The 26,656-nt window shown below is 67.3% G+C and carries 24 protein-coding genes and 2 pseudogenes; 22 read left to right on the top strand and 4 right to left on the bottom strand.

Annotation, left to right across the window (positions count from 1 at the left end; all coding sequences use genetic code 11):
- The 7 genes and pseudogenes from U9979_RS16680 to U9979_RS16650 form a co-directional block, all read left to right on the top strand.
- Positions 1-455, top strand: a 455-nt coding sequence (locus tag U9979_RS16680) for a hypothetical protein (protein WP_322780115.1), incomplete at its 5' end; no start/stop codon positions are given.
- Complete coding sequence (locus tag U9979_RS16675) at positions 452-892, top strand: hypothetical protein (RefSeq protein ID WP_322780114.1); 441 nt, start codon at positions 452-454, stop codon at positions 890-892. The genes U9979_RS16680 and U9979_RS16675, both read left to right, overlap by 4 nt.
- Positions 893-1,097: 205 nt before the next feature.
- Positions 1,098-1,793: pseudogene (locus U9979_RS16670) on the top strand (DUF6444 domain-containing protein); the annotation flags it as partial.
- Positions 1,784-3,403, top strand: a pseudogene (locus tag U9979_RS16665) (RHS repeat-associated core domain-containing protein); the annotation flags it as partial. The pseudogenes U9979_RS16670 and U9979_RS16665, both read left to right, overlap by 10 nt.
- Positions 3,403-3,855 (top strand): hypothetical protein, encoded by a 453-nt coding sequence (locus U9979_RS16660; RefSeq protein ID WP_322780112.1) that lies wholly within the window; start codon positions 3,403-3,405, stop codon positions 3,853-3,855. The pseudogene U9979_RS16665 and the gene U9979_RS16660, both read left to right, overlap by 1 nt.
- 613 nt (positions 3,856-4,468) lie before the next feature.
- Positions 4,469-4,681 (top strand): hypothetical protein, encoded by a 213-nt coding sequence (locus U9979_RS16655; RefSeq protein ID WP_322780111.1) that lies wholly within the window; start codon positions 4,469-4,471, stop codon positions 4,679-4,681.
- Positions 4,682-4,683: 2 nt separating this feature from the next.
- Positions 4,684-5,025: a type II toxin-antitoxin system PemK/MazF family toxin gene (locus U9979_RS16650; protein ID WP_322780110.1), complete on the top strand. Its 342-nt coding sequence runs from the start codon at positions 4,684-4,686 to the stop codon at positions 5,023-5,025.
- A gap of 229 nt (positions 5,026-5,254) precedes the next feature.
- Here the strand turns inward: U9979_RS16650 and U9979_RS16645 are convergent, their stop codons facing one another.
- Complete coding sequence (locus tag U9979_RS16645; protein ID WP_322780109.1) at positions 5,255-5,659, bottom strand: PIN domain-containing protein; 405 nt, start codon at positions 5,657-5,659, stop codon at positions 5,255-5,257.
- 15 nt (positions 5,660-5,674) lie between these two features.
- Between U9979_RS16645 and U9979_RS16640 the strand changes: the two genes are divergently transcribed.
- The 3 genes from U9979_RS16640 (at position 5,675) to U9979_RS16630 (ending at position 8,262) form a co-directional block, all read left to right on the top strand.
- The gene (locus U9979_RS16640; protein ID WP_322780108.1) at positions 5,675-6,400 is read left to right on the top strand and encodes an RHS repeat-associated core domain-containing protein; all 726 of its coding nucleotides are present in this window, start codon (positions 5,675-5,677) and stop codon (positions 6,398-6,400) included.
- 353 nt (positions 6,401-6,753) lie between these two features.
- Positions 6,754-7,146, top strand: a complete 393-nt coding sequence (locus U9979_RS16635; RefSeq protein ID WP_322780107.1) for a hypothetical protein — start codon at positions 6,754-6,756, stop codon at positions 7,144-7,146.
- A gap of 423 nt (positions 7,147-7,569) precedes the next feature.
- On the top strand, positions 7,570-8,262 hold the full coding sequence (locus tag U9979_RS16630) for an HAD family hydrolase (protein WP_322780106.1): 693 nt from the start codon (positions 7,570-7,572) through the stop codon (positions 8,260-8,262).
- A 303-nt stretch (positions 8,263-8,565) separates the two neighbouring features.
- Here the strand turns inward: U9979_RS16630 and U9979_RS16625 are convergent, their stop codons facing one another.
- Positions 8,566-10,044 carry an ATP-binding protein gene (locus U9979_RS16625; RefSeq protein WP_322780105.1) on the bottom strand — a complete coding sequence of 493 codons (1,479 nt, stop codon included), beginning with the start codon at positions 10,042-10,044 and terminating at the stop codon, positions 8,566-8,568.
- Between the two features lie 193 nt (positions 10,045-10,237).
- Between U9979_RS16625 and U9979_RS16620 the strand changes: the two genes are divergently transcribed.
- The 11 genes from U9979_RS16620 to U9979_RS16570 all read left to right on the top strand — a co-directional run bounded on the left by U9979_RS16620 (position 10,238) and on the right by U9979_RS16570 (position 21,303).
- Positions 10,238-11,842 (top strand): phage tail sheath family protein, encoded by a 1,605-nt coding sequence (locus U9979_RS16620; protein ID WP_322780104.1) that lies wholly within the window; start codon positions 10,238-10,240, stop codon positions 11,840-11,842.
- 82 nt (positions 11,843-11,924) lie between these two features.
- Positions 11,925-12,365, top strand: coding sequence for a phage tail protein (locus U9979_RS16615; RefSeq protein ID WP_322749273.1), 441 nt, complete (start codon positions 11,925-11,927; stop codon positions 12,363-12,365).
- Positions 12,362-12,766 carry a hypothetical protein gene (locus U9979_RS16610; RefSeq protein ID WP_322749274.1) on the top strand — a complete coding sequence of 135 codons (405 nt, stop codon included), beginning with the start codon at positions 12,362-12,364 and terminating at the stop codon, positions 12,764-12,766. The genes U9979_RS16615 and U9979_RS16610 overlap by 4 nt, the downstream gene beginning before the upstream one ends.
- A gap of 161 nt (positions 12,767-12,927) precedes the next feature.
- A complete protein-coding gene (locus tag U9979_RS16605) occupies positions 12,928-14,916 on the top strand; it encodes a hypothetical protein (RefSeq protein WP_322780103.1) in 1,989 nt (662 codons plus the stop codon).
- 32 nt (positions 14,917-14,948) lie between these two features.
- Positions 14,949-15,374, top strand: a complete 426-nt coding sequence (locus U9979_RS16600) for a phage tail protein (RefSeq protein WP_322780102.1) — start codon at positions 14,949-14,951, stop codon at positions 15,372-15,374.
- A gap of 29 nt (positions 15,375-15,403) precedes the next feature.
- Positions 15,404-16,078, top strand: a complete 675-nt coding sequence (locus U9979_RS16595) for a LysM peptidoglycan-binding domain-containing protein (protein WP_322749278.1) — start codon at positions 15,404-15,406, stop codon at positions 16,076-16,078.
- Between the two features lie 4 nt (positions 16,079-16,082).
- Positions 16,083-17,825, top strand: coding sequence for a VgrG-related protein (locus U9979_RS16590; protein ID WP_322780101.1), 1,743 nt, complete (start codon positions 16,083-16,085; stop codon positions 17,823-17,825).
- Positions 17,826-17,883: 58 nt separating this feature from the next.
- Positions 17,884-18,276, top strand: coding sequence for a PAAR domain-containing protein (locus U9979_RS16585; protein ID WP_322780100.1), 393 nt, complete (start codon positions 17,884-17,886; stop codon positions 18,274-18,276).
- 11 nt (positions 18,277-18,287) lie between these two features.
- On the top strand, positions 18,288-18,716 hold the full coding sequence (locus U9979_RS16580; protein ID WP_322780099.1) for a GPW/gp25 family protein: 429 nt from the start codon (positions 18,288-18,290) through the stop codon (positions 18,714-18,716).
- A 7-nt stretch (positions 18,717-18,723) separates the two neighbouring features.
- On the top strand, positions 18,724-20,748 hold the full coding sequence (locus tag U9979_RS16575; protein WP_322780098.1) for a putative baseplate assembly protein: 2,025 nt from the start codon (positions 18,724-18,726) through the stop codon (positions 20,746-20,748).
- Positions 20,749-20,757: 9 nt separating this feature from the next.
- A complete protein-coding gene (locus U9979_RS16570; protein WP_322749283.1) occupies positions 20,758-21,303 on the top strand; it encodes a phage tail protein in 546 nt (181 codons plus the stop codon).
- Here U9979_RS16570 and U9979_RS16565 read toward each other — a convergent pair whose 3' ends face one another.
- Positions 21,304-24,243: a winged helix-turn-helix domain-containing protein gene (locus tag U9979_RS16565; protein WP_322780097.1), complete on the bottom strand. Its 2,940-nt coding sequence runs from the start codon at positions 24,241-24,243 to the stop codon at positions 21,304-21,306.
- Positions 24,244-24,479: 236 nt separating this feature from the next.
- On the opposite strand from U9979_RS16565, the gene U9979_RS16560 reads away from it, so the two are divergent.
- Positions 24,480-25,439, top strand: a complete 960-nt coding sequence (locus U9979_RS16560; protein ID WP_322780096.1) for a hypothetical protein — start codon at positions 24,480-24,482, stop codon at positions 25,437-25,439.
- Between the two features lie 29 nt (positions 25,440-25,468).
- On the opposite strand, the gene U9979_RS16555 is transcribed toward U9979_RS16560, so the two are convergent.
- Positions 25,469-26,656 (bottom strand): ATP-binding domain-containing protein (locus U9979_RS16555; protein ID WP_322780095.1); only part of this gene is annotated, 1,188 nt, incomplete at its 5' end.

Genomic DNA, 26,656 nt, shown 5'->3' with positions numbered 1-26,656 from the left:
GTTACTACGACCCCGAGACCGCCCGGTACGGATCCAACGACCCGCTCGGCCTGGCCCCAGCTCCGAACCCTCACACCTACGTCCACAATCCCTATCGGGAGCTCGACCCCCTCAGCCTCGCCCCGTACACAACATCTTCCCTGAGCCGTGGTGGACCCGAAATTGATAAGCTGGCGGCGGACGCTACCAGTAGTATTGGTCCAGGTGTCACAAAGGCCAGTAGAGCTTATCAAAAACATATGGTTCGGCCGAATGCAAGCCTTATCAGGCTGGGCGGCAGGGATGCGCGAGACATGAGCGAATATCTTATTAACGACATCTTGACGAACCCTCGAACCGCGTTACAGTCATGGGCTCATCCACAATTCGGCCCTGTTTATGACTTCCAACTCTCTGATATCGGTGCTAGATGGTACCAGTCGGGCGGCTTCATCGGTTTTCTGGATCCGCGATGACTAAAATCAACTACACCAAAGTTCTTGACCAGCTTGCGTTGCAGGTTGGCGGGTTGATTGAGATCTACGTACTCGGGGCCAGCTATGAAGACTGGTCCCGAGTGATAGATGGGCTTCGGCAGGCTGGCTATGAAATGGCGCTGACCGAACTTGAAACCGAGATTCCAGTAGATTTCGGTCCGCATGTGTTCGACAAGATGAGTGATGTCGAATACAGGCTGGCTATTCGACTGGGGTGTCAAGTCTGGACTTCCAGTTTCTACTCGCTAGATTCGATTGATTTTCAGGGTGATCCACGAGACGTGACATCGACGGGTGATCTCGTTAGCATTATACAGCTAATGATGCATCTAAATGAATCGCTTGCGAAGCGTGTAGTTCTGGTTCCCGAGACTTTTGATCCCGGCATGGTTGAGCCGTATCTGGCTATTCCGTAGTGCTGATGAGTTTTCTCTGTGAGGGGTAACTGTTCGGCTGTCGTAGCTGTTCAGCTGGGTGATCGGGCGTTCGCTGTCCCGTGTGCGCTGATCGCTACCGCGGTTGCGCTGCGGTGTGTCGTGATCGCTAGGTTCAGCGGGTGGAACCCGACGGGCAGCCGACCTATGAGGAGCTGCTGGTCTCCTCGCCGAACGGGATACCACGATCGCCCGGCAAGCCACGCTACTCGCCCGACAGACCGAGCTACTCACCCAACAGACCGGGCTGATCGAGACGCTGACCGGACGGGTCGCCGAACGGGAACGGCAGCTCGGTAGGGACAGCGCGAACTCCTCGCGGCCCCCGTCGTCGGACAGCCACTACACGAAGTCCGCACCGAAGCGATCTTCGCAGGGGCGCTCCGGGCGGGCACCGGGCAAGCAGCCCGGCGATCCCGGGCACACCCTGGGGATGGTCGACGACCCGGACGAAACCGTGATCTGCGACCCGCCGGCGTGCGCGGACTGCGGCACATTCCTGGCCGACGCGCCGGTCGTCGGAATCCGTCGCCGCCAGGTGTTCGACACCCCCCACCGCCACCACGCCCGCATGTCACCGAATATCAGCTGGTGATCCGGGTCTGCCGGTGCTGCGGGGACACCGGGGAGGACCTCATGGTCCCGGCGGCGGGCCGGGTCGGGTACGGCCGGGGTTGGCGGCCCGGGCGGTGTGGCTGATCTGCGCCCATCATCTCCCGGTCCGCCGGGCCGCCCGCCTCTGGCAATCACCTTCCTGCCCCGGGTTCGGAACCTGGTCGCCGCCGCGGCGGTCGCGCACGCCGACGAGACCACCGCCCGCGCCGACGGCGCCCTGCGCTACCTGCACGTGGCGTGCACCGACTACCTCACCGTGCGAACGACCTGCCGCTGTCGCTGCACACCGCCGGTCGGACGGTGCGGTTCGCCCACGACGCGGCGGGCCGGGAGGTGGCGCGCAGCCTGGATACCGGGGTGGTGCTGGCGCAGGTGTGGGATGCCAACCACCAGCTGCTGTCGCAGACCGTGACCGCGGGCCGGCCGGGGACCGCGGGGCACACGCGGGTGCTCCAGCGCCGGGACTACTCCTACAGTCCGGATGGCTATGTCAGCGAGATCGATGACATGCTCGCCGGCCTGCGCCGGTTCGATCTCGACCCGGTGCGGCGGGTCACCGCCGTCCACGGAACCGACTGGCAGGAGCGTTACGCCTACGACGTGGCGGGCAACATCACCGACGCGTCCTGGTCGGTGCCCGCGCAGCGTGACGGCCGGGACGGGGGGGACCATGCGGCGCAGGGTGGTCGGGAGTATGCGGGCACGCTGATCCGCCGGGCCGGCCGGGTCCGCTACGAGCACGACGGGCAGGGCCGGGTGACGTTACGGCAGCACAAGCGGCTGTCGGGTAAGCCGCGTACCTGGCGGTACAGCTGGGATGCCGACGATCGGCTGACCGGTGTGACCACACCGGAGGGCCAGCGCTGGCGGTACTCCTATGACCCGTTCGGTCGGCGGATCGCCAAGCAGCGCCTCACCAGCACCGGCGACGGCGGCGGGGTGACCGAACAGGTTGACTTCGCCTGGGACGGCGTCGTCCTCGCCGAACAGCACCACCACACCACTGCCACCGGCGGCGATCCGGCACCCAGCGTCACCACCTGGGACTGGGAACCCGGCGGTTTCCGGCCGCTCACCCAGTCCGAGCGCCGCCCGTCTGAGACGGCTGTGGGCGGCAAACCCGGCGGTGACGACACCGCTGATGACCACGACACCGCCGGGCAGGCGTGGTTCGACGCCCGGTTCCACGCCATCGTCACCGATCTGGTCGGCACGCCTACCGAACTCGTCGACCCCGACGGGGAGCTTGCCTGGCAGGCCCGGACCACCCTCTGGGGCGTCCATCAGTCGCCCGTCGGCCAGGACGTCGACTGCCCGCTGCGTTTCCCCGGCCAATATCACGACCCCGAAACCGGCGCCCACTACAACTACCATCGCTACTACGACCCCGAGATCGCCCGTTACGAATCCATCGATCCCCTCGGCCTCACCCCCGCACCCAACCCCCACACCTACGTCCCCAACCCCACCTGGGAGTTCGATCCCCTCGGTCTTGCCCCGTACGATATATCTTTCAGGTCACGTCAGGAAGCATTGAATGCTGCCTACGATCGTGCGGGAATCCCTCGGGGCGCTGCGCCCGACTTGCAGTGGGAAGTTGGAGGCGAACCTTTGCGTCGCGGAACACCCGATTACCGATACTCGGAGGACGTTGGTGCACAGGGTCGTTACATGCAGTTTGAGACAGAGAGCGGCTCACGGGTTCTTGCCGAGCACACGAAGGATCCTACTAGGGGACCACACTTCCATGCTGGACAACCTAAAGGTGGTGATCCAAATCGGACCAGCGTAGACTTTGGATGGGGCGGTAACAGGGATTTTGAGAGATATCAACAAATTGGAGGCAAGCACCATCTCTTGTACCCGAAGGGAAAGTAATGTCAACCACTAGCGAGGCATCCCGTGAGCGGATACTTCGGGCGGCAGGACTGATTCCACTTGGTTCCGCTCCTTCGGGTGGCGGAATTAAGCCGTTCCAGGCATGGAAGTACGTAATAAGTGGTGCCGTTGTTCCGGACGCTGTAGTAGAGGACGGTAAAGACGATAACCTCGAAGAGGTCGATAGGCAATGGTGGAAGCTGGCCAAATCTCACGGTGTTGTCTCTGATGATGGCTCATTCTTGATTAGTGTCACCGGAGAAGGCGCTTCGTTGCCATGGGCGATTGTCCGTGCCTCGTCAGATTCTCGTCTTGCGCAAACACTCACCGCATATCCTGGCGAACCAGAATTTGTTGCGATGGCCCGTGATGGTCATGTGGTGTTGGGTGTGACCTCAGAAGAAGACTGTACTTGGCTGGTTTGCATTGTCCCCAAGCAGACAATGGTTTAAACCAGGACGACTCCTTGCATGATGGTGATCCTCAGTTCTCCCGCAAGACCCTGAAATGGTTGAGAGAACACGGATGGGATGCCTGATGGATCTTCATCCAAGGTTTCGAGCCGAGTTTGAGAACCTTACCAGGCTGCAGATGTTTGACCGCCTCGATGATCTCGCGGGTCCGGTCGATCTTTTTGATGAGGTTCCGCACTCCGGCGTTCTGGTTCACGGATTTTCATAGCCGGGTTCTTGCGCAACTCCGACTGGAACCACCCGTCAGCACGCAGAGCGTCTTTGTTGCTGATTCTCTAGATCATGATCCGTCATTCGAGATTTATGAGGACATGCGAAACGTCGAAAATGATCCGCTGTTCGTGAAGCGGGTTTACGTTCAGAAAATCCATTGACGGCGCTCGCGGAAAGTTGAGCCGATCGCCTGCCCGCTCTACCGACTGCACGCTGCACAGATACTAGAGGGGTGCTCCGACCCGCGCCGCCAGTGGCACGATCAATGATCGTTTAGAGTCGCGGGTCACAGGAAGGGTTTACGGTGATGTAAACTCAGCGATAGGACGACCATGATGCGGGTGAACCCCGAGACCAGTGCCCCGAGACCAGGGAGCGCGTGCTCCGGGTCGCCGCTGAGGACTTCGGTGGTACCAGTGCCGATGAGACCGTGCGCCGGTTGCTGGATGAGCACTGGCAGCTTAAGGCCGTTGCCACGATGGACCGCTTCCGCGCGCAGGACCCTGAAGGCTGGGCCGAGTACCTGGCCGAGGGGGAGGAGTGGAGTGCGGTCGATGCCCCGGTTACCGAAGTGTGGGACGGGGCCGCTTGAGGGTGGATGTCAAGCCCTGGGAGGCCTGGTGGCTGGACGTCGATCCGACTGCGGGCCGTGAGCAGGCTGGACAGCGTCCGGCCCTCGTGGTGTCCTCCCGTTTCCACCTGGCTCTGACTGGTGGTGCGCTGGTGAGCGTCCTACCGCTGACCAGCCGGGAGCGGCCTGGCTGGGTCCATCGGGTCCGGATCGACATCCCCGGTAAGCCCACCAGCTGGGCCATCACTGAACAGGTCTGTACCGTCTCGGCCAACCGGCTCACCGGTCGCGGTCCGCTCTACCGGCTCAACGTCGAGCAGATAGCCGAGGTACGCACCGTACTGGTCCAGATGATCGACTTCTGAACCGGGTTCTCGGACCAAAGCCCTCCATGGAGGTGATGATCGGCGTTTGTTTGTCGTTAGGTACGGTTTTCGGTCGGATTGGCGTACCTAACGACAAACTCGCGTCGATCTTGTCTGCGGACGGTACCCGCTGATGCGCGCTATCGGCTGTCGGCGAAGGGTCGATAGTCGTCACGTAGTCAATTGTTACGTAGTCCGGTACGGCGATGCAGCCCATGCCTGGGGCAGGTCACGACGGCGTGGAGGTCCGCAGGCCGGCGGCCTCTGCCGCAGTGATCATCCGTTTGTCGTAGGTGATGAGGTGGTGGAGGCTCTCGGCGGTGAGGAGTGCGGTGGCCAGATGGATGGCGTCCAGCGAGCGGAGAACCGCTGGGGATACGGTGCGCGCGTGGTCGAGGACTGTCGCGGTCACGAGACGGCGGGGATGGTGCCATCCACCGATTTGGATATGGTCCGACCGGTGGATGGCACGGGTCGCGACGTCCGCCGCGCCGATTGCTGTCAGAGCGCGCGTGGCCTCGACGGTGGTCAGCGCAGGCGTGACGGCCGTGGTGGGCTGGATGATGTCGCGCAGGGCGGTCGGGAGTACGCCGGTACGCTGATCCGTCGGGCCGGCCGGGTCCGCTTTGAGCATGACGGGCAGGGCCGGGTGACGCTACGGCAGCAGAAGCGGCTGTCGGGTAAGCCGCGTACCTGGCGCTACAGCTGGGATGCCGACGATCGGCTGACCGGTGTGACCACGCCGGACGGCCGGCGCTGGCGGTATTCCTATGATCCGTTCGGTCGGCGGATCGCCAAGCAGCGCCTCGCTGGCGATAGCGCTGATGGTGCCGCCGATGATGGTGGCGTGGTCGAACGGGTTGACTTCGCCTGGGACGGCATGGTGCTCGCCGAGCAGCACCACACCACCGCGGACGACCCGACGGCCCGCGTCACCACCTGGGACTGGGAACCCGACAGCTTCCGTCCGATCACTCAGGCCGACCGCCGCCCGTCCGACAAGGCTGTGAGCGGCAACCCCAGCGATGACGACACCGCCGCTGACCACGACACTGCCGGGCAGACGTGGTTCGACGCCCGATTTTATGCCATCGTCACCGACCTCGTCGGTACCCCCACCGAACTCGTCGACCCTGACGGCGACCTTGCCTGGCGCACCCGCACCGCCCTGTGGGGTGCGGGCCACGCGCCCGCTGGTGGTGATGTCGACTGCCCGCTGCGTTTCCCTGGCCAGTATCACGATCCCGAAACCGGCGCGAACTACAACTATCATCGCTACTACGATCCCGAGACCGCCCGTTACGAATCCACGGACCCCCTCGGTCTCGGTGGGGACAGCAACCCCCACAGTTATGTCCACAACCCCGCTATCTAGTCAGATCCGCATGGTCTTGCGCCGGGTTATGGAAAAATCGAGATTTTTGAACGCTATGGGAGTCAAGCCGAAGCGAACTCGATCAGGGACGCTGGTGGTCGCCTTACACCTCGTCCGAGTCCCCATGCTAATAACCCCAAATGGATTGCCGACGATGGGAGGGTTGACCCAAGAACCCTGGGAAAACGTCGGAATTACACGCATCGCTTTGAAGTTCACGCCAAGCCGGGGACGCGTGATTGGCTGAAACAGTTCGAGATTAAATCGAATGAACCGGGGCGATATTCCGTGCCCGCCGACAGGATTTCGGAGTTTAATGAAAAAGTGGTAAAAATTATTGTGAGGTCACGCTGATGGCGAATTTTTCGGCCAAAAATATGTTTCTCGCCAGCCTGGTGGCGATTGCGCGACAGTCGTCGACGTTGCCCGGTGAACTCAATGCAGAGTTTCGGCAGGCATTTCTTGATTTCGGTTCGGAAACCGAAGATAGTGCTTCCGCCGTAGATCGTTTGCTGATCCGACAGGTTAACGGCAGTCATCCCTCGGTCATCGCGCTGACTGTGGGAGCAAACGCGGTTCCTTTGGCAAGCGTAACCAACTCTGCGGAGGGATCTGACATTCCGACCGGTGTCCGCGAGGACTTCCCGGAGCTGGAGCAAGCAGACTGGGATGCGGTGCTGAGAGTCGTGACCCTGATTCTGACCGCACTGGAGTCGGAGCCACTCCTCGCAGCAGGCTCTGAGTAAGGGCTTGGAATGAAATAAGTTGATCAATTAATGTGAGGGAAAAATGCGCTTACCTAATTGTTGTCCGCGTGTTTTGAACGTACGCCTCTGGTATTGCGATCAGATCTGCTTCTGCAAGTGGAGGAAGCGCCAGGAACCAGCTGTGTGGATCCCAGCACGGTCGGAGTCGTCAAATTCCAGATCTCCGACGGCGCGACGCGCCTCACCGATCCCGAGACCGGCATCGTACTCGTCCGTAACGGATCTTGATGCTCTACCTGCTGCCTTTGCAGTAACTGCAATTGCGGGAGCCGTCCTCGACTCGGCGGCCAACACTGGCCTCTGGTCTGAGGCCAACATTGCTTGGATTTTATGATTTATGGAGGGCTGTTGTTGACGCCGGGACCGATAGACTCCTCAACGTCGCCGTGAGATCATCGCCCCGTGACCGCACCCGCCCTCATCCTCTGGGACGTCGACCACACCCTCCTTGAGATCAAGGGCGTCAGCCGGGAGATCTACGCCCGCGCCTTCCAGCTCGTGACCGGCCGGCCCATGGAGCAGTTGGCCGACATGACCGGCCGCACTGAGCGAGCCATCATTATCGAGACCTTGCGGCTCGGCGGGATCACCGACCCGGAGCCCCTGATGCCGGCCTTCTACGAAGCCTTGGGCGAAGCCGCCCAGCAGCTCCAGGACCGAATGCGTGAGTCCGGCCGTGCACTGCCCGGCGCCAGGGAAGCCATCACGGCACTGGTAGTCGGAGGGATCGTGCAGTCTGTCGTAACCGGCAACCTGCGCTCCATCGCCCGGACCAAGCTGGCCGCCTTCGGGCTAACGGATCACCTCGATCTGGAGGTGGGCGGCTACGGCGACGACGACAGCGACCGGGCAGTGCTCGTGCGCCTCGCGGTCAAGCGGTCCGAGGCCGCCCACGGCGTGACCTTCCCGCCGGAGCGGGTAGTTGTCCTCGGGGATACCCCACACGATGTGAAGGGCGCCCACGATGCTGGCGTGCGCGCGGTGGGCGTCGCCACCGGCAGCAGCACCGCCCGTGAGCTGGAAGCCACCGGCGCCGACGCCGTGCTTCCACGGCTCACCGACATCACCGCGCTGCGTACGGCGGTCTTCGGCTAACCGCCCAGGCCAGTCGTAGCGAGGCTGTATCGAGACCGAGATGGGTTGATGTCGCGTCAGCCCACTGGAGGTGTTCTGAAAAATTCAATACGAGATCATTGAATAGCGGGCTCTGGGACCGTGCGTTCCCCACCTCACGTGCGACCGGCATGCCACCTTGGATAACGCTCCATCATGCTGGTGTCCAGAGATTCCCCCGATCGGGCGCCAACTCCGTGGAAAACCCCTGGGGCAGGCAGCGGATTACCCGGTGGGAGCCGCCGCGGGCACGGTGGGACGCTGATGACCGGATCGGGCTGGCGTTCAGGAGCCGGTGTAGAGGCGGTCGAGGTCGACCAGTTCGACGTCGGGGGCGGCGGCGGCGTCCGCGGTGAGGGTGGTGGTAAAACCGGCACGGGAGAACAGCAGGAGCTTCACGTTCGCGGGTGAGCCGGGCAGTACCGAGCGGATGTGTCGCAGCCGGGCCAACTCGTCGACGTCCATCGGGGTGGCCCGCCACTTCGCCTCGCCGATGGCAAGGACGCGGTCCGGCTCGTTCGGCCGGATCTCGATGACGACCGTGTCGATTTCGTGTTCGCGGGCCGGGCACGCGGTGTCCGGACACCGTAGGATCGCAGGTTGGACGCGGCTCGCCCGTCCCCCGAGGGTTTCCACACAGGCGTAGGCCAACGGCCAGGTGCGGGCGATGTCCTCGAAGTGCGGTCCGTAGATACGGGCGGACACAGTGTCTGCGAGTTCGGCCCAGACCTCGGCGCCACGGCGCAGTGACAGGCGGGTCTCCTGGGGTCGGATCACCAGCTGGTGCAGGCGCAGCACCGGTTCGGCGAGGGTGAAGCTCGTTCGGCGGGCATGGAAGGCGTCCTGGTGGCCGGTGACCAGATGCGCGTCGGTGAGCACGGTCAGGGCGTGGTGGATGCCACCGGTGTCCCGGCCGAGTTCGTTCGCGATCTCTCCGCGTCGGGTGCGTCCGCGGGCGATGGCGGCGAGCACGGCGTAGTAGGGCGCCGGGTTGGTGAGACCGGCTTCCTCGGCGAGCAGCACCCGGCCTTCGCGGAACATCGCCCCGGCGGGGTTGAGTAGGCGGCGTACCACCCACGGGTCGACGTCGCCGGCGTCCTCGGGCGCGTCGCGGGCACAGAAGTCCCGGTAGGCCGGGGTGCCGCCGACGAGAGCGTGGACGCGCAGAGCAACGTCCGGCTGCTCGGTCAGGCCCCACAGGCCGGCGGCGTCGCGGAAGTCGAACGGGTGGAGCATGAGCTCGGTGATGGCCCGGCCGCGCAGTGGGGCGGATGCGGCGAGTAGCCCCCGCATGAGAGTCAGGGCGCTTCCGCACAGGATCAGTCGGGTGCGGGAGTGTTGACGGGCCCGGCCCCGTGGGCTGAGCGCGTTCTGGATCAGCGATGGGATGGCGCTGTTCTGGGCGACGAGGTAGGGGAACTCGTCGAGCACGACGGGGAGCGGGGTGTCGCGCTGTTCGCCCAGCCGGAACAGCGCGTCGACCGCCTGTCCCCAGTCGGTGAAGGCCACCGGGTAGGGGGAGCCGGTGAACCGGGTGAAGGCGGCGGCCAGATCGGCGAGGTTCTGGGCGTCGGACTGCTCGACGCCGGTGACCATGAACCCGCCGACTGCTTCACAGAGCAGTTCGAGGATGAGGGTCTTGCCCTGACGGCGGCGCCCGTACACGAGTGCGAGGGTCGCGCCCGGCGTCGGGTCGCCGGCGAACGCGGTGAGCTCAAACCACTCGGCGTCGCGGCCGAACAACTCGGGTGGCTTGGCAGGCATGATCTCCTCCAGAGACCCTTGGTCAGTTAAGGATCGCTGACTTATCATAAGTCTGCGATCCTTAACTACCACATCGCCGGCTGCCCGTTCGGGCCGGGTTGTGTGCCCGGCGGACGGCGCTGACGGACGTTGGCGCGACGGTGGCCGCAGGCCACGCTTGATCCGGACCCTTCCCAGGCGAGGAGAGCGCGTCATGCCGAACTACCGGTCGCCCGGTGTGTATGTCGAGGAGGTCGAGGCCGGGGCACGCCCGATCGAGGGGGTGGGAACGGCGATCGCCGCGTTCGTCGGCTTCACCGCCCGCGGCCCCCGCAACGAGCCTGTCCGGCTTGCCAACTGGGGCCAGTTCACCCGCGTGTTCGGTGACTTCGTTCCTGGCGCGTACCTGCCGCTGTCGGTCTTCCACTACTTCAACAACGGCGGCGGTGCCTGCTACGTGGTCAGCGTCGGCTCCGGCGCTGCCGATCCGGCGGGTGTGCCGTTGGCCGAACTCACCAGTGCCACCCGGCCAGGTGTGATCGCCTACCGGGTCGAGGCGGCCGACCCCGGCACACACGCGAATCTTGCGGTCGAGGTGACCTCCGCCGAGCGGGCGGCCGGGGACGGCTCGTCGACGGCGGGTGGCGCGACGAGCGGCGCGACGAGCGGTGAACCGGCTGCCGAGCCGGAGGCGCCCGGCGGCACGTTCACCGTGGTGGTCAAGCAGGACGGCCGGCCGGTGGAGAGCTTCGAGAACCTCACCGCACGACGCGGCCGACGCAACGTCGTGACCGTCGTGAACGAGCAGTCCCGGTTTGTCCGGGTACGGGAGGTCGACGGTGTGCCCGTGGCCGACCGGGTGCCGGTTGTTGGTGAGGTCGTACTCCGCGTGGTCGAGCCGGCGACGCCGAGCGCCGGCTCGGAGGACTACGTCGGCGATGTCAGCGCCCGCACGGGTCTGGGTGGCCTCACCGCATGTGACGACGTCACCATCGTGGCGGCGCCAGACCTGATGTTCTGTTACGAGCAGGGCCAACTTGACCTGAACACCGTCCAGGCGGTCCAGCAGGCCATGATCGACCACTGTGAGAACATGGCCGATCGGATGGCGATCCTCGACCCGCCGCCCGGTTTCAACGCCCAGCAGATCAGGGACTGGGTGCGGGAGAAAGCCCGATACGACTCGAAGTTCGCCACCATCTACTGGCCGTGGGTAGCGGTTTTCGACCCGGTGGAGGGCCGTAACAGGTTCATTCCGCCGAGCGGTTCGGTCGCGGGTATCTGGGGGCGCAGTGACGACAGCCGGGGCGTGCACAAGGCGCCCGCGAACGAGATCGTCCGTGGCGCGCTCGATCTGGAATCGAACATCACCCGGGCCGAGCACGACGCACTGAACCCGGCCGGCATCAACGTCATCCGAGCTTTCTCGGGCCGCGGTATCAGGGTCTGGGGAGCCCGTACCCTTTCTTCCGATCCGGCCTGGCGTTATGTCAACGTCCGCCGCCTTTTCAACTACCTTGAGGCGTCGATTCTCGGTGGCACCCAGTGGGCGGTCTTCGAACCGAACGACCTGGAGCTCTGGCAGCGACTGCGGCGCACTGTGGGGTCGTTTCTGCTGCGGATGTGGCGCGACGGCGCACTGTTCGGAGCAACCGCGGACCAGGCCTTCTACGTGAAATGCGACGAGGAGACCAACCCGCCGGAGGTCGTCGACGCCGGGCAGGTCGTCATCGAGATCGGGGTGGCCCCGGTCAAGCCCGCTGAGTTCGTCGTGTTCCGCATCGCCCAGTTGAGCGGTGGCGGCGGCGCCGACGAATAGCGGCTCGACGAATAGCCGGTCGACGAAATCAGGACGATGCTCCAGCAGGACGATGCTCCAGTAAGACGACAAGGAGACGCCGATGCCCATCGGTGAGGACGCGCTCGGTAATTACGCCTATCAGATCGAGATCCAAGGTGTGGCGATCGCCCAGTTCAAGGAGGTCTCCGGGCTGAGTGCGGAGATCCAGGTGATCGAGCACAAGGAGAACAAGAAGGGCGGCATCCCGGTCATCAAGAAACTGCCCGGAGCCCGCAAGTGGGGTGACATCCAGCTCAAACGGGGTAAGACCGATGATCCGGCCTGGTGGAAATGGATCAAGCTCGTCCAGGAAGGAAAGATCGACGATGCCCGTAAGGATGGGTCGGTCGTCCTTTATGACTATCAGCGCGGCGAGAAGGTCCGGTTCAACTTCCGCAACGCCTGGCCGTCCAAGGTGAGCATCAGCAATCTTCAGGCCGGCGGGAGCGAGATCGCCATCGAGGAGGTCACGCTCGTCCACGAAGGGCTTGAGCTGGCATGACCACGGTGGCACCCACGGAGTCACCGCGCGGGCTGACGACCGAGTTCGCCTTCGAGCTTCCGCGTGGCTACGTGGACGACTCCGGTCAGCGCCACCGCGATGGAGTGATGCGGCTGGCGACCGCTCGTGACGAGATCATGCCGTTGCGCGACCCCAGGGTCCGGGACAACGAGGCATACCTGACCGTCCTGCTGCTGGCCCGGGTCATCACCCGGCTCGGCTCGGTCGGGGCCGTCACCCCGGCCGTGATCGAAGGACTGTTCGCCCCGGACCTCGCTTTCCTCCAGGACCTGTACCGGCGGATCAATCAGGAGGGCCACACCCACGCCGCCGTGACCTGCCCGTCGTGCAGCCACGCCTTCACCGTCGATGTGGCCGGTGATGCTCCGGGGGGATCCTGACGTACGCGGCCGACCGCCTGCTCGACGAGGTCGCGTACGTCGCCGCCTGCTTCCACTGGTCGCTGGCGGAAATCCTCGACCTCGAGCACCCCGACCGTCAGCACTTTCTCGCTGCGGCCCGGACCATGACCGACCAGCCGGTATCCGGAGAGGAGTAGCTGATGTGGGGACGTCCGTGGCGCCCACGGCAGCGCAGCGCCGCCGGGTCCGCGCAGCGGGCACCTGTGGCCGCCACGCCGGCCGCGGCGACCTCGGGATGGGAGGGGCTTGCGCCGATCACCCGTTCCGCCGGGCCGCATCCGGTCACGGCCGATCCGGTCGGTTTCGCGCGTGGCCTGGGCAGCCGTGTGCCCGCGCCGGTAGTCCTGCAGAGACTCTCCCATGAGGTCAGTCCGATGGCCGCCGGTGGCTCCTTTCGGGCGATGACGACCATCCCCGTGCCGAGCATCATCCCGGTGCGTTCGGGGACGGCACCGTTGCGTCGGAAGGCCATGGACCGCCGGAAGGCCGCGGACGTCGGTTCGTCGTCCCGGATGTTCGCCTGGCCGCGTCAGGGCCCCGCTCGCCGATCCCCCGATGCGGGGGAGACGGTTGCCCGTGGGCCAGGCGGCCTAGGTGCGGCGCCGACGGTCGAGGTCCCGGCCACTGCCATGGCCATCGATCCCGCGTCCGAGATGATGCCTGCGCGCGACGTGACGACCGGAACCGACGGTCTGTTCCCGGCAGCATTTGCCGGTGACGGTCCCGCTGGCGCGCGTCACGCCGGGGCTGGTGCGGCCTTTCCGATCCGGCCGCTGCCCACCGTGCGCGCCCATACCGCCGGTGTCCCGAGCGTGGCGCGGGCGGCCGGATCGCTGCCCGCCCCGCTGGTCCGCAGCCTCGGGCCACGTCCCGTCACGAACGATGGAGAGCCAGCTGCTGTCGATCCTGCCGCGCCGGGGGTGCATCCGTCGGTGGCTTCCACGTCCGGGGAGTCCCTTGCCGGACTATCGATCATGCGTTCCGCGGAGCACAACCGTTCCGCGGAGCACAGCAGAGCAGAACGTGACGGAATCGAGCCCAACGGACGGCCTGACATCGGACAGCCTGGCTCCGGAGTTCCTCGGGTCGGATCCGGGCGTCCCCGGCGTGGCCGTGTGATCGAGGTTGCTACCGGCGGCGTGTCTCCCGCCCCGAGCGTCGCGCCGGTGCTCCGGCGGGGTCTCGGGCTACCTGTCACGGTCCGGCCTGACACCGGCTCGCGCGGATCACACGACACCGCCCGCACCCAACCAGGATCCAACTCCGAGCGATCCACTCCCGTGTCGCGTGCGGCGGCATCCACCCGGCCGGACGCCCTTGTGCATCGCCCTGACGTCCATATTGACGACGACCACATCGATACGGTGCTGTCCGGGCCGACCGGCGAGACGGACGATGTTGTCGTGGAGCAAACCGCTCCATCTCCGCGGACCGTCGCCGGTGATGCCCAGCCGCCTACGGTGGCACAGTCGTCCGTCTCCGCAGTGGCGCGTAGCGCCGGGAGGCTGCTGGATGACGGCGCTCGATCAGCGGGCGCAGGGTTCGTTGTGGATCGACGGAGTAGATCTGCAGGACCGGCATCCGCACCCGGACGGCAAGGCGGGGAAAGCTCGGACAGCACCGGCCAGGTGATGCCGGCCGCGGATCATGCCGATGGCCCGGCTGAAGCGAGCGTGGAGAGCCGCGGCCCACGTCTGCTCGTCGAGCTGCCGACGCTGCCGGAAACACCGCGAGACCGGCGGCTGGTCGGCCTCGGCCCGATCGTCCGGGACGGGGCGATTCCAACTATCGCGCGGAGTCCAACTATCGCGCGGAGTCCGACTGTCGCCCGAACCGCCACGCCCGTCCCCGCAGTCCCCGGCGTGACTGCGGCGCCACATCGTGGGCAGCCGATCGTCAGGTCCAGCGACGTGGTTGTCGCACGGCAGGTGGATGTTGCCGTGCCACCGGCACCGGCACCGGCACCGCCACCGGCCACCCTCTCCGCAGCGGGGAGCGGCGAGTCCGCGTCACCGCAGATCGATCTGCCCGCCCTGGTGGACGAGCTGTACGAACGCATTACCCGTCGGCTCCGGGCCGACCTACTTGCCGACCGCGAGCGTCGCGGCCTGCTCGCCGATCCCGCCTGACCAGCCTGATCTCGCATACCAGGAGCCAACCCGTGTCCGAGCCCGCGAACAGCCTCCGCTTCGATGTCGTGATTGATGCTGTCAATCTTGGCGCGTTTACCGCGATCGAGGGGCTGGAGGCCAGTTACGAGGTGAAAACCTACGACGAGGGCGGCGAGAACGGATTCCAGCACCAGCTGCTCGGGCGCGTCCACTATCAGAACCTCAAACTCACCCGTCCGGTCGACGGGTCGACCAAGGGGCTGAGCGGGTGGTTCAGCTCGTTCCGGCGGGAGGGCAGCGGTCGGCCGGCGGTCGCGACGATCGTAGCCTTCAATGACAACCGGGAGCCGGTCGCGGAGTGGACGATGATGGGTGTGTGCCCCGTTCGCTACAGCGGACCCCACCTGTCAACGGACCAGGCAAAGGTCGCCACCGAAACGCTCGAACTCGCCCACCAGGGGTTTCTGGCCCAGTGATTACCAACTGGTGACCTAAGGGGGTCGCGATGGAGTTTGCAAAGGCATATCTGTGTGAGCGTGACCACCCGGGGACGAGGGTCACCTTCCACTTCAACCCGTCGACGGTACGGATGGCCAAACGCGCGGAGTTCCACCGCGAGCCGGTCCAGGCGGCCCGGGATTCGGCCCGCCCGCACTATCGCGGCCCAGGTGAGGTGGAGATGCAGTTCAGCCTGCTGCTGGACGCGAGCGCACGGCCGGGGCACAGCGTAATGGTCGAGATACAGCAGTTCATGGACTGGACGAACCCGACCGAGGACTCCCGCAACGGGCCGTCGCCGAGCCCACCCGAGCTGCTGTTCAACTGGGGTGGTTTCGCGGTCGGTCTGGACCGTAAGTTCGTCGGCCATCTCACCAGCGTCGAGGCCAATTGCGTGCTGTTCAGCCGGTCCGGGGCACCGATCCGGGCCGAGGTGTCGCTAGGGATGAAGGCGACCCCGCAGCCGGTAGCCGGGACCAACCCGACGTCCGGGGCGCGCGCCGCCCGGCGTTCCCATGAGATAACGCTGGGCGACACACTTGCCGGCATCGCGTACCGGACCTACGGCGACGCCGCATGTTGGCGGGCGCTGGCCGAGGTCAACGGCGTTGATGATCCGATGCGGCTGCCGATCGGGCGGCACCTGCTGCTGCCTTCCCGGGCCGACCTGGACGGGCGGTGAGACGGTGCCACCCGAGAACACCTACGGGGCACTGCCCGCCCTCTACCTCGATGGTCGCCGGGTACCCCTTGAGGTCGCCGAGTGTGTCCGTACGGTAGTGGTGAACAGTGATCTGGCCGCGCCGGACTCCTGTCGGCTCGTTCTCGACGACCCGGGGCGGGAGATGCTCACCCGGGCAGGTTTCGAATTCCGGGCGGCACTGCGGGTCGCTGCGGTCCGTCCTGGTGATACCGCGGAGCAGACCCTGTTCGAGGGCACGATCTACAGCCTCGGCTTCGAGTATGACGAGCGGGGCGCCACCGCCACCGCGGTCGGCTATGACAGCTCGTACGCGCTGTTCAACGGTGTGCACACGGCAACCTACGCCAATGTCACCGATTCCGATCTGGTCCGACGGATAGCCACCGAGGTGGGGATCGCGACCGGGACGATCCAGGCGACGTCCGTCGTACACGATCATGTAGGTCAGGTGAACGAGACCCACTGGGAGTTCCTTGGCCGGCGTGCCCGCGAGATCGACCGCCAGCTGCTCATCCGCGCGGGCAGGCTGGATTTCGTCCGGCCGACCGACGCGGGCGACGGTCCGCAGCCGGGCAATTATGACAGCCAGGACAGGCTCGCGCTGACGCCGGGTGGCAACCTGGAGGTGTTCTGCGCTCGGGTCACAGCAGCCCAGCAGGTCGCCGAGGTGGAGGTTCGCGGCTGGGACGACCGCAACAAGCGGGAACTGGTGGCCACGGCACCGGCGCGCACCCGCGCGGCGCAGGTCCGCGACACGCCGGGCGACCTCGCCCCGGGTGGTTCCGGCGCTGGTGGGTCCGGTGGTACGGCGGCCCGGCACGTCACCGTGTCGCTGCCCCTGGCGACCCAGGCGGAATGCGACGCGGCGGCGCAGGCCGCGGCGGAACGGATCGCGAGCACCAGCCTGGCTGCAGAGGGAGTCGCGCACGGCGACCCTCGGTTGCTGGCCGGGGTGGCGGTGAGTGTCGGACAGACCGGCGGTCGCCTCGACGGCAGGTTCACCCTCTCCCATGCCGAGCATGTGTTCGGGAGATCGGGTTATCGGACCCGGTTCACCGCGAGCGGATCACACGACCGTTCGCTGCTGGGGCTCACCTCGGCGCCGCGGCCACGCCGTCCGGGCATCGCCGGTGCCGTGCCCGCTGTCGTCACGAACATCACCGATCCCGAGCACCGCGGCCGGGTGCGGGTGAAGTTGCCGTGGCTGTCCGAGGATTATGAATCCGACTGGGCGCGGGTGGCGATGCCCGGCGCCGGTCCCGATCGTGGGTTGCTGGTGCTGCCGGAGGTCGACGACGAGGTTCTCGTCATCTTCGAGCAGGGTGATCCGCGCCGCCCGTTCGTCATCGGTGGCTTGTACAACGGGGTGGACGCGCCGCCGTTCGACGGCGGCGTCGACGGCGCGGCCGGCCAGGTGGTCCGCCGGGGGCTGCGCAGCCGCAAGGGTCACGAGATCGTCGTGAGCGACGCCGACGGCGCCGAGCGAATCGAGATTGCGACCAGCGGCGGCCGGGTCCGGATTCTGCTCGACCACGACGGGGGTGGCCTGACGGTGGAGACCGAGGCGGATGTGACCGTTCGGGCCAAGGGAAAGCTGAGCGTGTCCGCCGACGGCGATCTGGACATCTCCGCGCGCGGCAAGGGCTCGATCTCCGCGGATGCGGGCCTGACGCTGCGTAGCAGCGCGGATGTAACCGTGCAGGGTGCTGTGATCAAACTTAACTGACCGGAACTGTCCGGGTGGGAACTGCTCGCAGATTGATCGGATGGAAGGGAGACCGCAGGTGGGAGCCGCGGCCGTCATCGCCGGTGACCAGGTCATCGGTTTCTGTGCGATTCACCAGGTTCCGAGCCCGTCCGGCGCTCCGATGCCCTCGCCTGCACCGCTGCCGTTCGCCGCGCCGCTGACCGAGGGTCTCGCGACCCGTGTTCTCGTCGGCGGGCAGCCGGTCGCGGTGGTGGGCTGTGCCGGGACCAACACCCCGCCGCACGTCGGTCTGCATGCCAGCGACCCGTTCATGGTGCCCACGATGCAGCGCGGCCAGGTGATCGTGGGCAGCACGACGGTACTGGCCCAGGGGCAGCCGATGGCCTATACGGGCTGTTCGGTGACCCAGTGTGGCCAACTGCCGGCGAGTGTCATCGGGTCGGGTGTTCGCGTGCTGGTCGGGCCATGAGCGGCATGAGCATGAGCGGGAGCGGTGCCGAGCGAGCGGGTGTGGCGCCCACCGACTTCCTCGGCGTCGGATGGAGCTGGCCGGTACGCGTCGATGTCACCGGCAGCTTCGCGATGACCACCGGCGTCACCGAGATCGAGCAGGCGATGTACCTGATCCTGGGGACGACGCCGGGGGAGCGGCCGATGCGGCCCGAGTTCGGCTGCCGGCTCGCCGATTACACCTTCGCCCCGGCGGACGCGACCACCGCCGGGTTGCTCGCCTATGAGGTCCTCACCGCGCTGCGTCGCTGGGAGCCGCGGGTGGACGTCCAGGATGTCGATGTCACGCCCGACCAGGCTTCCTCGACGCTGTGGATCGACATCAGCTACCGCCTGCGGGGTCGCTACGACCGGCGCAACCTGGTCGTCCCGTTCTATGTGATCCCCGACCAGGAGTGAGTCCACGGTGAGTCTGCCTGCCCCGAACCTCGACGACCGAACGTTTCAGCAGCTCGTCGACGACGCCAAACGGTTCATCCGGGACCGCTGCCCGGACTGGACGAACCACAACGTCAGCGATCCCGGTGTGACTCTGATCGAGACATTCGCGTGGATGACCGACCTGCTGCTCTACCGGCTCAACCGGGTACCGGACCGGAACTACGTGAAGTTTCTCGAACTGCTGGGCGTCGGGCTGTTCCCACCGGTCGCGGCGCGCGCCGAGGTGTCGTTCCGCCTTGCCGCACAGCAGGAGTCGTCCGTGGGCATAGCACGCGGGACGGTGGTCTCCACCCGGCGTACCGCGGCCGAGCCGGCGGTCGACTTCACCACGGTCGACGATCTGGCGATCGTGCCGGCGAGGTCGGTCGTGGTCGCGTCCATGGTGGAACCCGACTCCTTGCGTGATCATACGTCCATGCTCGGTCGTGGCAATGGCTTTGCGTGCTTCGACCCGCGTCCCAAACCGGGTGACGCCCTCTACCTCGGATTCGACCGGACGGCTCCGGCCACCATCGTGCTGCTGCGTTTCACCTGTGAGGTCGCCGGCCACGGAATCGATCCGCGGCGACCACCGCTGGCCTGGGAGGCGTGGGACGGCGATGCGTGGTGCCCGTGCGACGTCGAGCAGGACACCACCAACGGTCTGAACACAACCGGGGTCGTGGAGCTGCACCTGCCGCGCACCCATTCCGTGCGCAGCGTCGGCGGTCGATCCTCGGCATGGGTGCGCTGCCGGGTGGTGGAGCTGTCAGATGACGACCTGCGCAGGGGAGTGAAGCCCTACCGTGAGTCACCCCGCATCGTGTCGGTCACCGGCGCAACGGTCGGCGGCGACGTCGACGCCGTCCAGGGCGCGCTTGTCGCCGGCCAGGTGCTGGGTCGTTCGGAGGGGGTCGCCGGCCAGTCGTTCCGGCTTCCGCATGCGCCGGTGCTCACCACGTCCGAACCGGTCGTGATCGAGGTCAGTGCCGGTGACCCCCGCCGGGACGACACGACCAGTCCGACCAGCCCGACCAGTCCGACCAGCACGACCGGCTGGCAGGCGTGGCAGTGGGTGGCGTCGTTCGCCGACAGCGGTCCGACCGACCAGCACTTCACCCTGGATGCGACCAGTGGGGAGGTCCGCTTCGGACCCATGGTGCGCCTTGCCGACGCCACCGTGCGCCAGTACGGGGCCGTGCCCCCCAAGGATGCGGTGATCCGCGTCCGGCCGTTCCGGACAGGTGGCGGTCGCCCGGGCAACGTCACCGCGCGGGCGCTGGTGATGCTGCGGTCCTCGATTCCCTATGTCTCCGCCGTCTACAACCGCCGACCCGCCACCGGCGGCGTCGACGGCGAGAGCGTGGACGACGCACGTACCCGCGGCCCGCTGGTCCTGCGCTCCCGCGACCGTGCTGTGACGGCAGCGGACTTCGAGGTACTAGCCCGGGAGGCGGCACCCGAGATCGCCCGGGTCCGGTGCGTCGTGGAGACCAGCGGCCGGGACGGCGGCGCGGTGCGGGTGCTGCTCGTCCCGCGGGCACCGTCGGACGCTGACGGGCGGCTCGTACTCACACAGCTCGTCGTACCCGAGCGGACGGGCGCGGCGATCAGGAGCTATCTGGACGACCGCCGCGTCGTCGGCGCCCGGGTCAGCGTGGAGCCGCCGACCTACGTGGGGACCTCCGTCGTCGCCCGGGTCGCCCCGGCGCACCTGGTGACACCCGACGCCGCCGAACGGGCCGCGCTGCGTGCGCTGTACCGGTACCTGCATCCGATCATCGGTGGTCCCGCCGGCACCGGCTGGCCGTTCGGCCGTTCGGTGCACGTCGGTGACATTTTCGGGGTCCTGCGAGCAGTGCCCGAGCTGGGGTTTGTCGACGAGGTGGTGTTGTTCCAGCGCAACCCGCTGACCGGCGCGCGCCTCGACCCGGTCGAGCGGATCGATCTGCCGCCGACCAGTCTGGTCTTCAGCTTTGACCATCAGGTCGACATGATGATGCGGGACTGAGGGCCGGCGATGCGCGGAGCCATCGAGGGGCTGGGAACTCCCTTTCCGCTGCGCGGCGGGCTTCCCGAGGTGCTGCGCAAGCCCGATGTCCTGCTGGAACCCGGCGTTATCGACGGCATGCTGGCCGCCTTCGACGACGTGCTCGCGCCCATCCTGGCGACCTTGGACAACTTCGACGCCTATCTCGACCCGGCGTTGACGCCCGCGGACTTTCTGCCGTGGCTCGCCGGCTGGCTGGCCGTCGGCATCGACGGCGGGTGGTCGCCCGAATGGTCACGAACGGTCGTCGCCGCCGCGGCCGAGGCACGACGGTGGCGTGGCACTCTGCGCGGGATCGTCGCCGCGGTGCGGGCAGCCGCCGGCGTGGAGGCGGAGGTGTTCGACAACGGTGGGGTCAGCTTTTCCCCACGGCCGCACGGCGCGCTGCCCGGGCGCCCGGAGCCACTCCTGGTGGTGCGGGTACCGCCGGGCACCGACCTGGCCGCCGTCGGCGCGGCGGTTGCGTCCGCGAAGCCGGCGCACGTGCCGCACCGGGTGGAGCATCTACGTTCCTGATCACGCGCGGTGAGTGGGTTGGACGAGGCCTGGTTGGACGATGCCGAGCTCGGTGAGGACCGCCGCATAGCGCGTCTGCGCGCTGGTCGCGGCGGCGTGGTGCCCATCCCCGCGCAGCGCCGCCATGAGCAGATGCCACAGTCCGTCCCGGTGAAGGTCGATCTCCAGGCCGCGTTCGGCCAGGCGCACGGCGTCAGCATGGCGTCGGTCACCAGAAGCGATCTCCGCGGCGCGTTCGCAGGCACCGGCGACCGCATCCCGCAGCAGGGTGCGCTCCTCGACGATCAGATCGGGCAGGTCGTATTCGGGTAGTAGGTCGCCGGTGTAGAGGTCGACGGCGTCGATCAGGTGCTGGTATTCGGTTGTGGGATCGGGACCGTCATCCCGGCCCCGCCGGACCGATGCCGCCCGCCGCAGTCCAAGCCTGACCCGGTGGATGTCGAGGTCGCCGTCGTCGTGCAGAACCAGACGGTAGCTGCTGGCGACCCGGCGCAGCAGACCGCGCTGACTCCGGGGCGTGTCGGGTTCCAGTAACCGCCTGATCGCGCTGATCGCCACTTGAAGGCTGTGGCCGGCCTGTGCCGGTCCGGCGTCGGGCCAGATCGCATCCATCAGCCGGTCGCGCGGCAGGAGGCGGTTGGCGTTCACCGCGAGTAGACCGAGTAGCTCCAGGTTGCGTGGCTGAACGGCGCTGAGGTCAACCGTCCGACCGTCGAGCTCGAGTGCGAGACCGCCCAGACAGCGAACGACAAGGCGCGGCACCGGCGGGTGCGCTGTCGCGGCCGGCCCTGTCACGGCCGGCCCTGTCACGCCATCGGGGGAATCGGGGTCGGCCACCAGGAGCCGCAGCCACGCTCCTGCCCCGGCATTCGTGGCGAGCGTGACTGCGACCGCGTGCGGACCGGCCGACCCGATGAGGGCGAGCGCGTGGGGCAGCGGGCCGATCGCCGTGGCCGTGCGCAGCACCGCCCGGGCACGCGAGCTGTCGACGGGTTGGCCCGACGACCGCAGGGCCACCAGGAGACCGGCGTTCGCCCAGGCGACCAGTGCGGTGGCATCCAGGTCGGCGCATTCGCGTTCGGCTGCGACCAGCAGCGTGTGCGCGGCCAGTCGGGCGTTGGGCTCCGCGAGTCCGGTGAGGCCCGCGAGTAGGGTCAGCAGCGCCGCGCCCCACCGGTCGTTGCTGCGGCGGCAGCTTTCGCGCAGATGCTCCACATGTGGGGTCGCGTCGACGGCCATCGCAGCCACCCCGGCGCAGAGGCGGAACAGCTGCGGTGAGTCCACCGCCTCCGCGGCCCACACCGCATCGTTCGCGGTCATGCGTGCGTCGGGTTCGTTGCCGAACACCGCACAGATCGCCCGGCCCAGCAGGGCGGCCGCCTCGATCATCAGGGCGGTGTCGCCCGCGTGGACGAGGTGCTCGAAGCGTTGCCTCGCGGTGGCGATGTCCCCGGCGACGAGGGCTGCGACAGCCCGGGCGAGGCGCAGCTGCGGGGTGTCCGCCGGACCGTGGATGTGAGCGGACGGATCGTCGAACGCGGCGCGCATGACGTGCAACCATGATGCCGCGCGGCGGGGAGCGGGATTGAGCCACTCGTGCAGGGCGCTCGCTTCGCGTCCGACCTGCACCGGTGGCTCGACGCCGAACCTCCGGCCCGCTTCCCGGTAGGTGTCCAGCGCGGCGTCCAGGGATCCTTCGGCGACCAGACGACGGGCGAGCGCGAGTAGTACCCAGGGGTCGTAGTCGCGGATCGAGGGGGGCAGCAGGTCGGCCCATCCGGTGGGTTCGTCGACGAGGGAACGGCCCTGCTGACCGACCAGGCGGTGCACCTGGTCCCAGTCGGCGCTGCGGCAGAAGGCACGCACCGCATCACCGAGCGCGCCGTCGGCTTCGCACAGCTGCGCCGCCTTGCGGTGGACAGCGCGCGCCGTGGCTTCGCCATGGTCGATCACGAGCCGCTCCAGGAGATGGACCCGTAGCACCTCGTGGTAACGGTAGGTACGGCCATCCCCTTCGACGAAGGTGAACAGCCCACGCCGCTCCAGGTCTGCCAGGCGGTTCGCGCTGTCGGTCCGTTCGAGCAGGACGTCGCAGCGCTGCCCGGTGAGCCGGTCGAAGGCGCTGGTCTGCACGAGGAAGTCACGGTCGTCCGCGCTGACCGCGTTGAGCACGTGCGTTGTCAGGTATTCCCTGGTCAGTCGGGTCCCGCCGAGCCCGGCCAACAGCTTGGCCCGTTCCGAGGCGGGCCTTCCCTGTGTCGCGAGATGAAACAGTTGCAGACCGGCGGCCCAACCCCCGGTGCTGCGGGCCAGCGCCGCGACCTCCTCAGGCCGTAACCGGACGCCGTGGCAGTTATGGAACAGTTCCTCGACCTCCCACGTGCGAAACCGCAGCTCGTCCGCATCGACCTCGCGTACCTGGCCGGCCAGGCGGAGCCGGTCCATGCTCAGCGCCGGCCGCACCCGGGACGCGACGAGCAGCACCAGATTCCTCGGGAGGTAGTCGAGGAGTAATTGAAGACAGTTTTCGACGGTATTCCCGTCAACGGTATTCCCGTCAACGGTATGCAGGTCGTCGAGAACAAGCAGGAGCGGGTCGTTGAGTCGGGCCTCCAGCTCGGCCAGTGCCCGCTCCATCGTGGCCCATTCACTGAAGCCGGCCCGCACGACGTCGTCGACGGCGGTGCGCAGATGGGCCAGGAAGGGCTCGACCTCGCCGAGTCGGGTGTCCAGTGTCAGCCAGGCGACAGGGCCGTCATGTCTCTGCGCGACATCGGTGAGAAGTGTCGTCTTGCCCGCGCCGGCCGGCGCGACGACCAGCGCCAACCGGTAGCCTGCGGCGTCGCCCAGCATGTCGGTGAGACGCGGTCGGCGGATACCGCGCAACGGCGGTCGGCGTACCCGCGCGGGCACGACCGAGTGGAAGTCTGCGTCCCCCATGACTCCGCATTCCGCTTGACGCGACGTTTGCAGATTACCTGTTGCTAGATCACCTATTGGCAGATCACATTGGATCGCCCGCATCATCATACGTTCATGCTGGTGCGGCGGCGGTAGGCAACGCCGGAGCACGTTCCGCCGCGACGCATGTTTGACGTGGATAGCCCACCGGTGGAATGTTCTGGTATAACACCAGGCGTCGGATCGGTCGGAGCGTCCCGAACGGGAAGTGAGCGATGAAGGAGTGCCCGCGCTGCCACCACGCCAACGGCGATGACGCGGACTCCTGCGGTGGTTGCGGCCGGTTCCTGTGGACCAGGTCGGAGCGGCGCGCCGGCGACAGGGGGAACGCCTCCCCGGAGATGGCGGCCCCCGTTCCCGAGGCGGTCCCGACCCCGGAACCGGACGACGACGCGCAGCCGCAGGTGCAGGTGCAGCCGGCCGTGACACCTTCGGCCTCAGCGCACCCGGGCTCGGGGATGAGGGTCCGAATCCGGCCCGACAACCGTCCCAATCGACTCGGCGCGGTCCCGTTGGCGCCCGCCACAGATGACCGGACGCCGGGAGCGGGACGCACCGACCCCCGGGACGGCGGTGCTGGCCGCGACGGCGGTGCTCGCCGTGACGTGTTGCGCCCGGTGCGTCCCGATGAACTGCCGGTGTTACCCGGGCCGGGAGAATCGGCTGGCGGTCAGTCCGCCGCGACGCCCGCCAGGGCGACGCCCCTGTCCGGGTCGGCATCATCTTCGGGGTCGGCACCTGCACGAGACAGCCTGATCTGTGCATGCGGCGTCCGAAATCCGCCGGATCGGCGGTTCTGCCGGTGCGGGCTGACCTTGCCAGGTGCCCGGCCCGCAGCGCAACCGGACCCGGACCCGGACCCGGACCCGGACCACACCACTGAGCGTGTTGCCAGCTGGCGCCTGCTGGCGTCCGGGTTCGGTGAACGCCGTGATTTCGAACGCCGGATCCGCACCGCGAACGGCGCAGTGCGAGTCCTGTACAGCCGCGGCCTGAGCGCCCGGGTGCTGGTCGTGCGCCTGGCTGTCGTCGCTGTCACCACCGGCCTTGTGCTGGGGTTCGTCTGGCCATGGGGCACGAGCTCGCGTGGCTGGGTCGGCGACCAGGTCGGGCGGGTGGTCCGCTCCGTCCAGAATTCTGAGACCGGGACGTCACAGCCCACTCGGAGCGGGTAGCGACGACGCAGGTTCAGTGCGCAACGGAGTCAGCGCGCAACGGGCGGGGCCGGTGGGGTGCGGGGAGTCAGGCGGTTGAGAGCGGGCGGTGGTGCACCGATGTGGATGACGCCGAGGCGTCGGGTGGTGCGGGTCAGGGCGACGTAGAGGTCACTGTGCCCACGCGGCGACTCGGCCAGGATCATGTGCGGGTCCGCGACGAGCACGACGTCGAATTCCAGCCCCTTTGCCTGCCGCACCGTCAGTACCACGACCGGGTTCTCCAGGTCCGGATTCGTCTGGACCGCATCGGTGGCGACAGCCGCGTCCGGCACGGCGATCCGCACGGCCGGGCCCAGCTCGTCGAGGCGGGCGACCGGGACGATCACGGCCAGCCGGCCGCCGCCGAGTTCGCCCGCCTCCTGCGCGACGATCTGTGTCAGCCCGTCGGCGAGCCCGTCGGCGCTGACCTGCAGCCGCCACGGTGCGATGCCCGACTCCCGGACCGAGCGGGGTGGTTCGAGGGACGGGTCGATGTCCGCCAGCACGTCCGCAGCGACGGCCATGATCTCAATCGGAGTTCGATAGTTGACAGTCAGTTGCTCCAGGCGCCACCAACCGGCGACGTACGGCGTGAGCATGTGCTCCCAGGACGACGTCCCGGCCAGCTCGCCGGTCTGGGCGACGTCGCCGACGACCGTCATCGACCGGCTGGGGCAGCGTCGCATCAGCATCCGCCATGCCATCTCGGACAGTTCCTGGGCCTCGTCGACGATGACGTGCCCGAACACCCAGGTCCGGTCCGCAGCCGCCCGCTCGGCGGCCAGGCGCCCGTCGACCTCCGCGTGCCGCGCCGCCAACTGGGCGGCGTCGAGCAGGTCGTAGGCGGTCAGCGTGTCGGGTTCGGCGTCGTCTTCGAGGTCACGGGACAGGATGTCAAGGACACCCTGGGCGTAGGCGCGTTCCGCCCGCCGCTGCTGTTCGGCGAGTGCTCGGGCGGCCCGGTCGTCCTCGCCCAGCAGTTCGGCCGCTTCGTCGAGAAGCGCAATGTCCGCGACCGACCAACCGTCTGACGAGCCGTCGTCACGATCGGCAGCAGGGTCAGTGCCGTCGTCACGCGCCAGCAGGTTACGTTCGGCGTCGGTCAGCTCCGGGGCCGCGCGAGCGAGCAGCTCCGGTATCGAGAACAGGTCGCGCAACAGCCGCTGCGGCGTCAGCGTCGGCCACAGTTTCTCGAC

This window comes from Protofrankia sp. Cas4, from assembly GCF_963555915.1.
GTDB lineage: Bacteria > Actinomycetota > Actinomycetes > Frankiales > Frankiaceae > Protofrankia.
The sequence above is the reverse complement of the archived record's forward strand: the minus strand, read 5'-3'. Positions and strand labels throughout refer to the sequence as shown.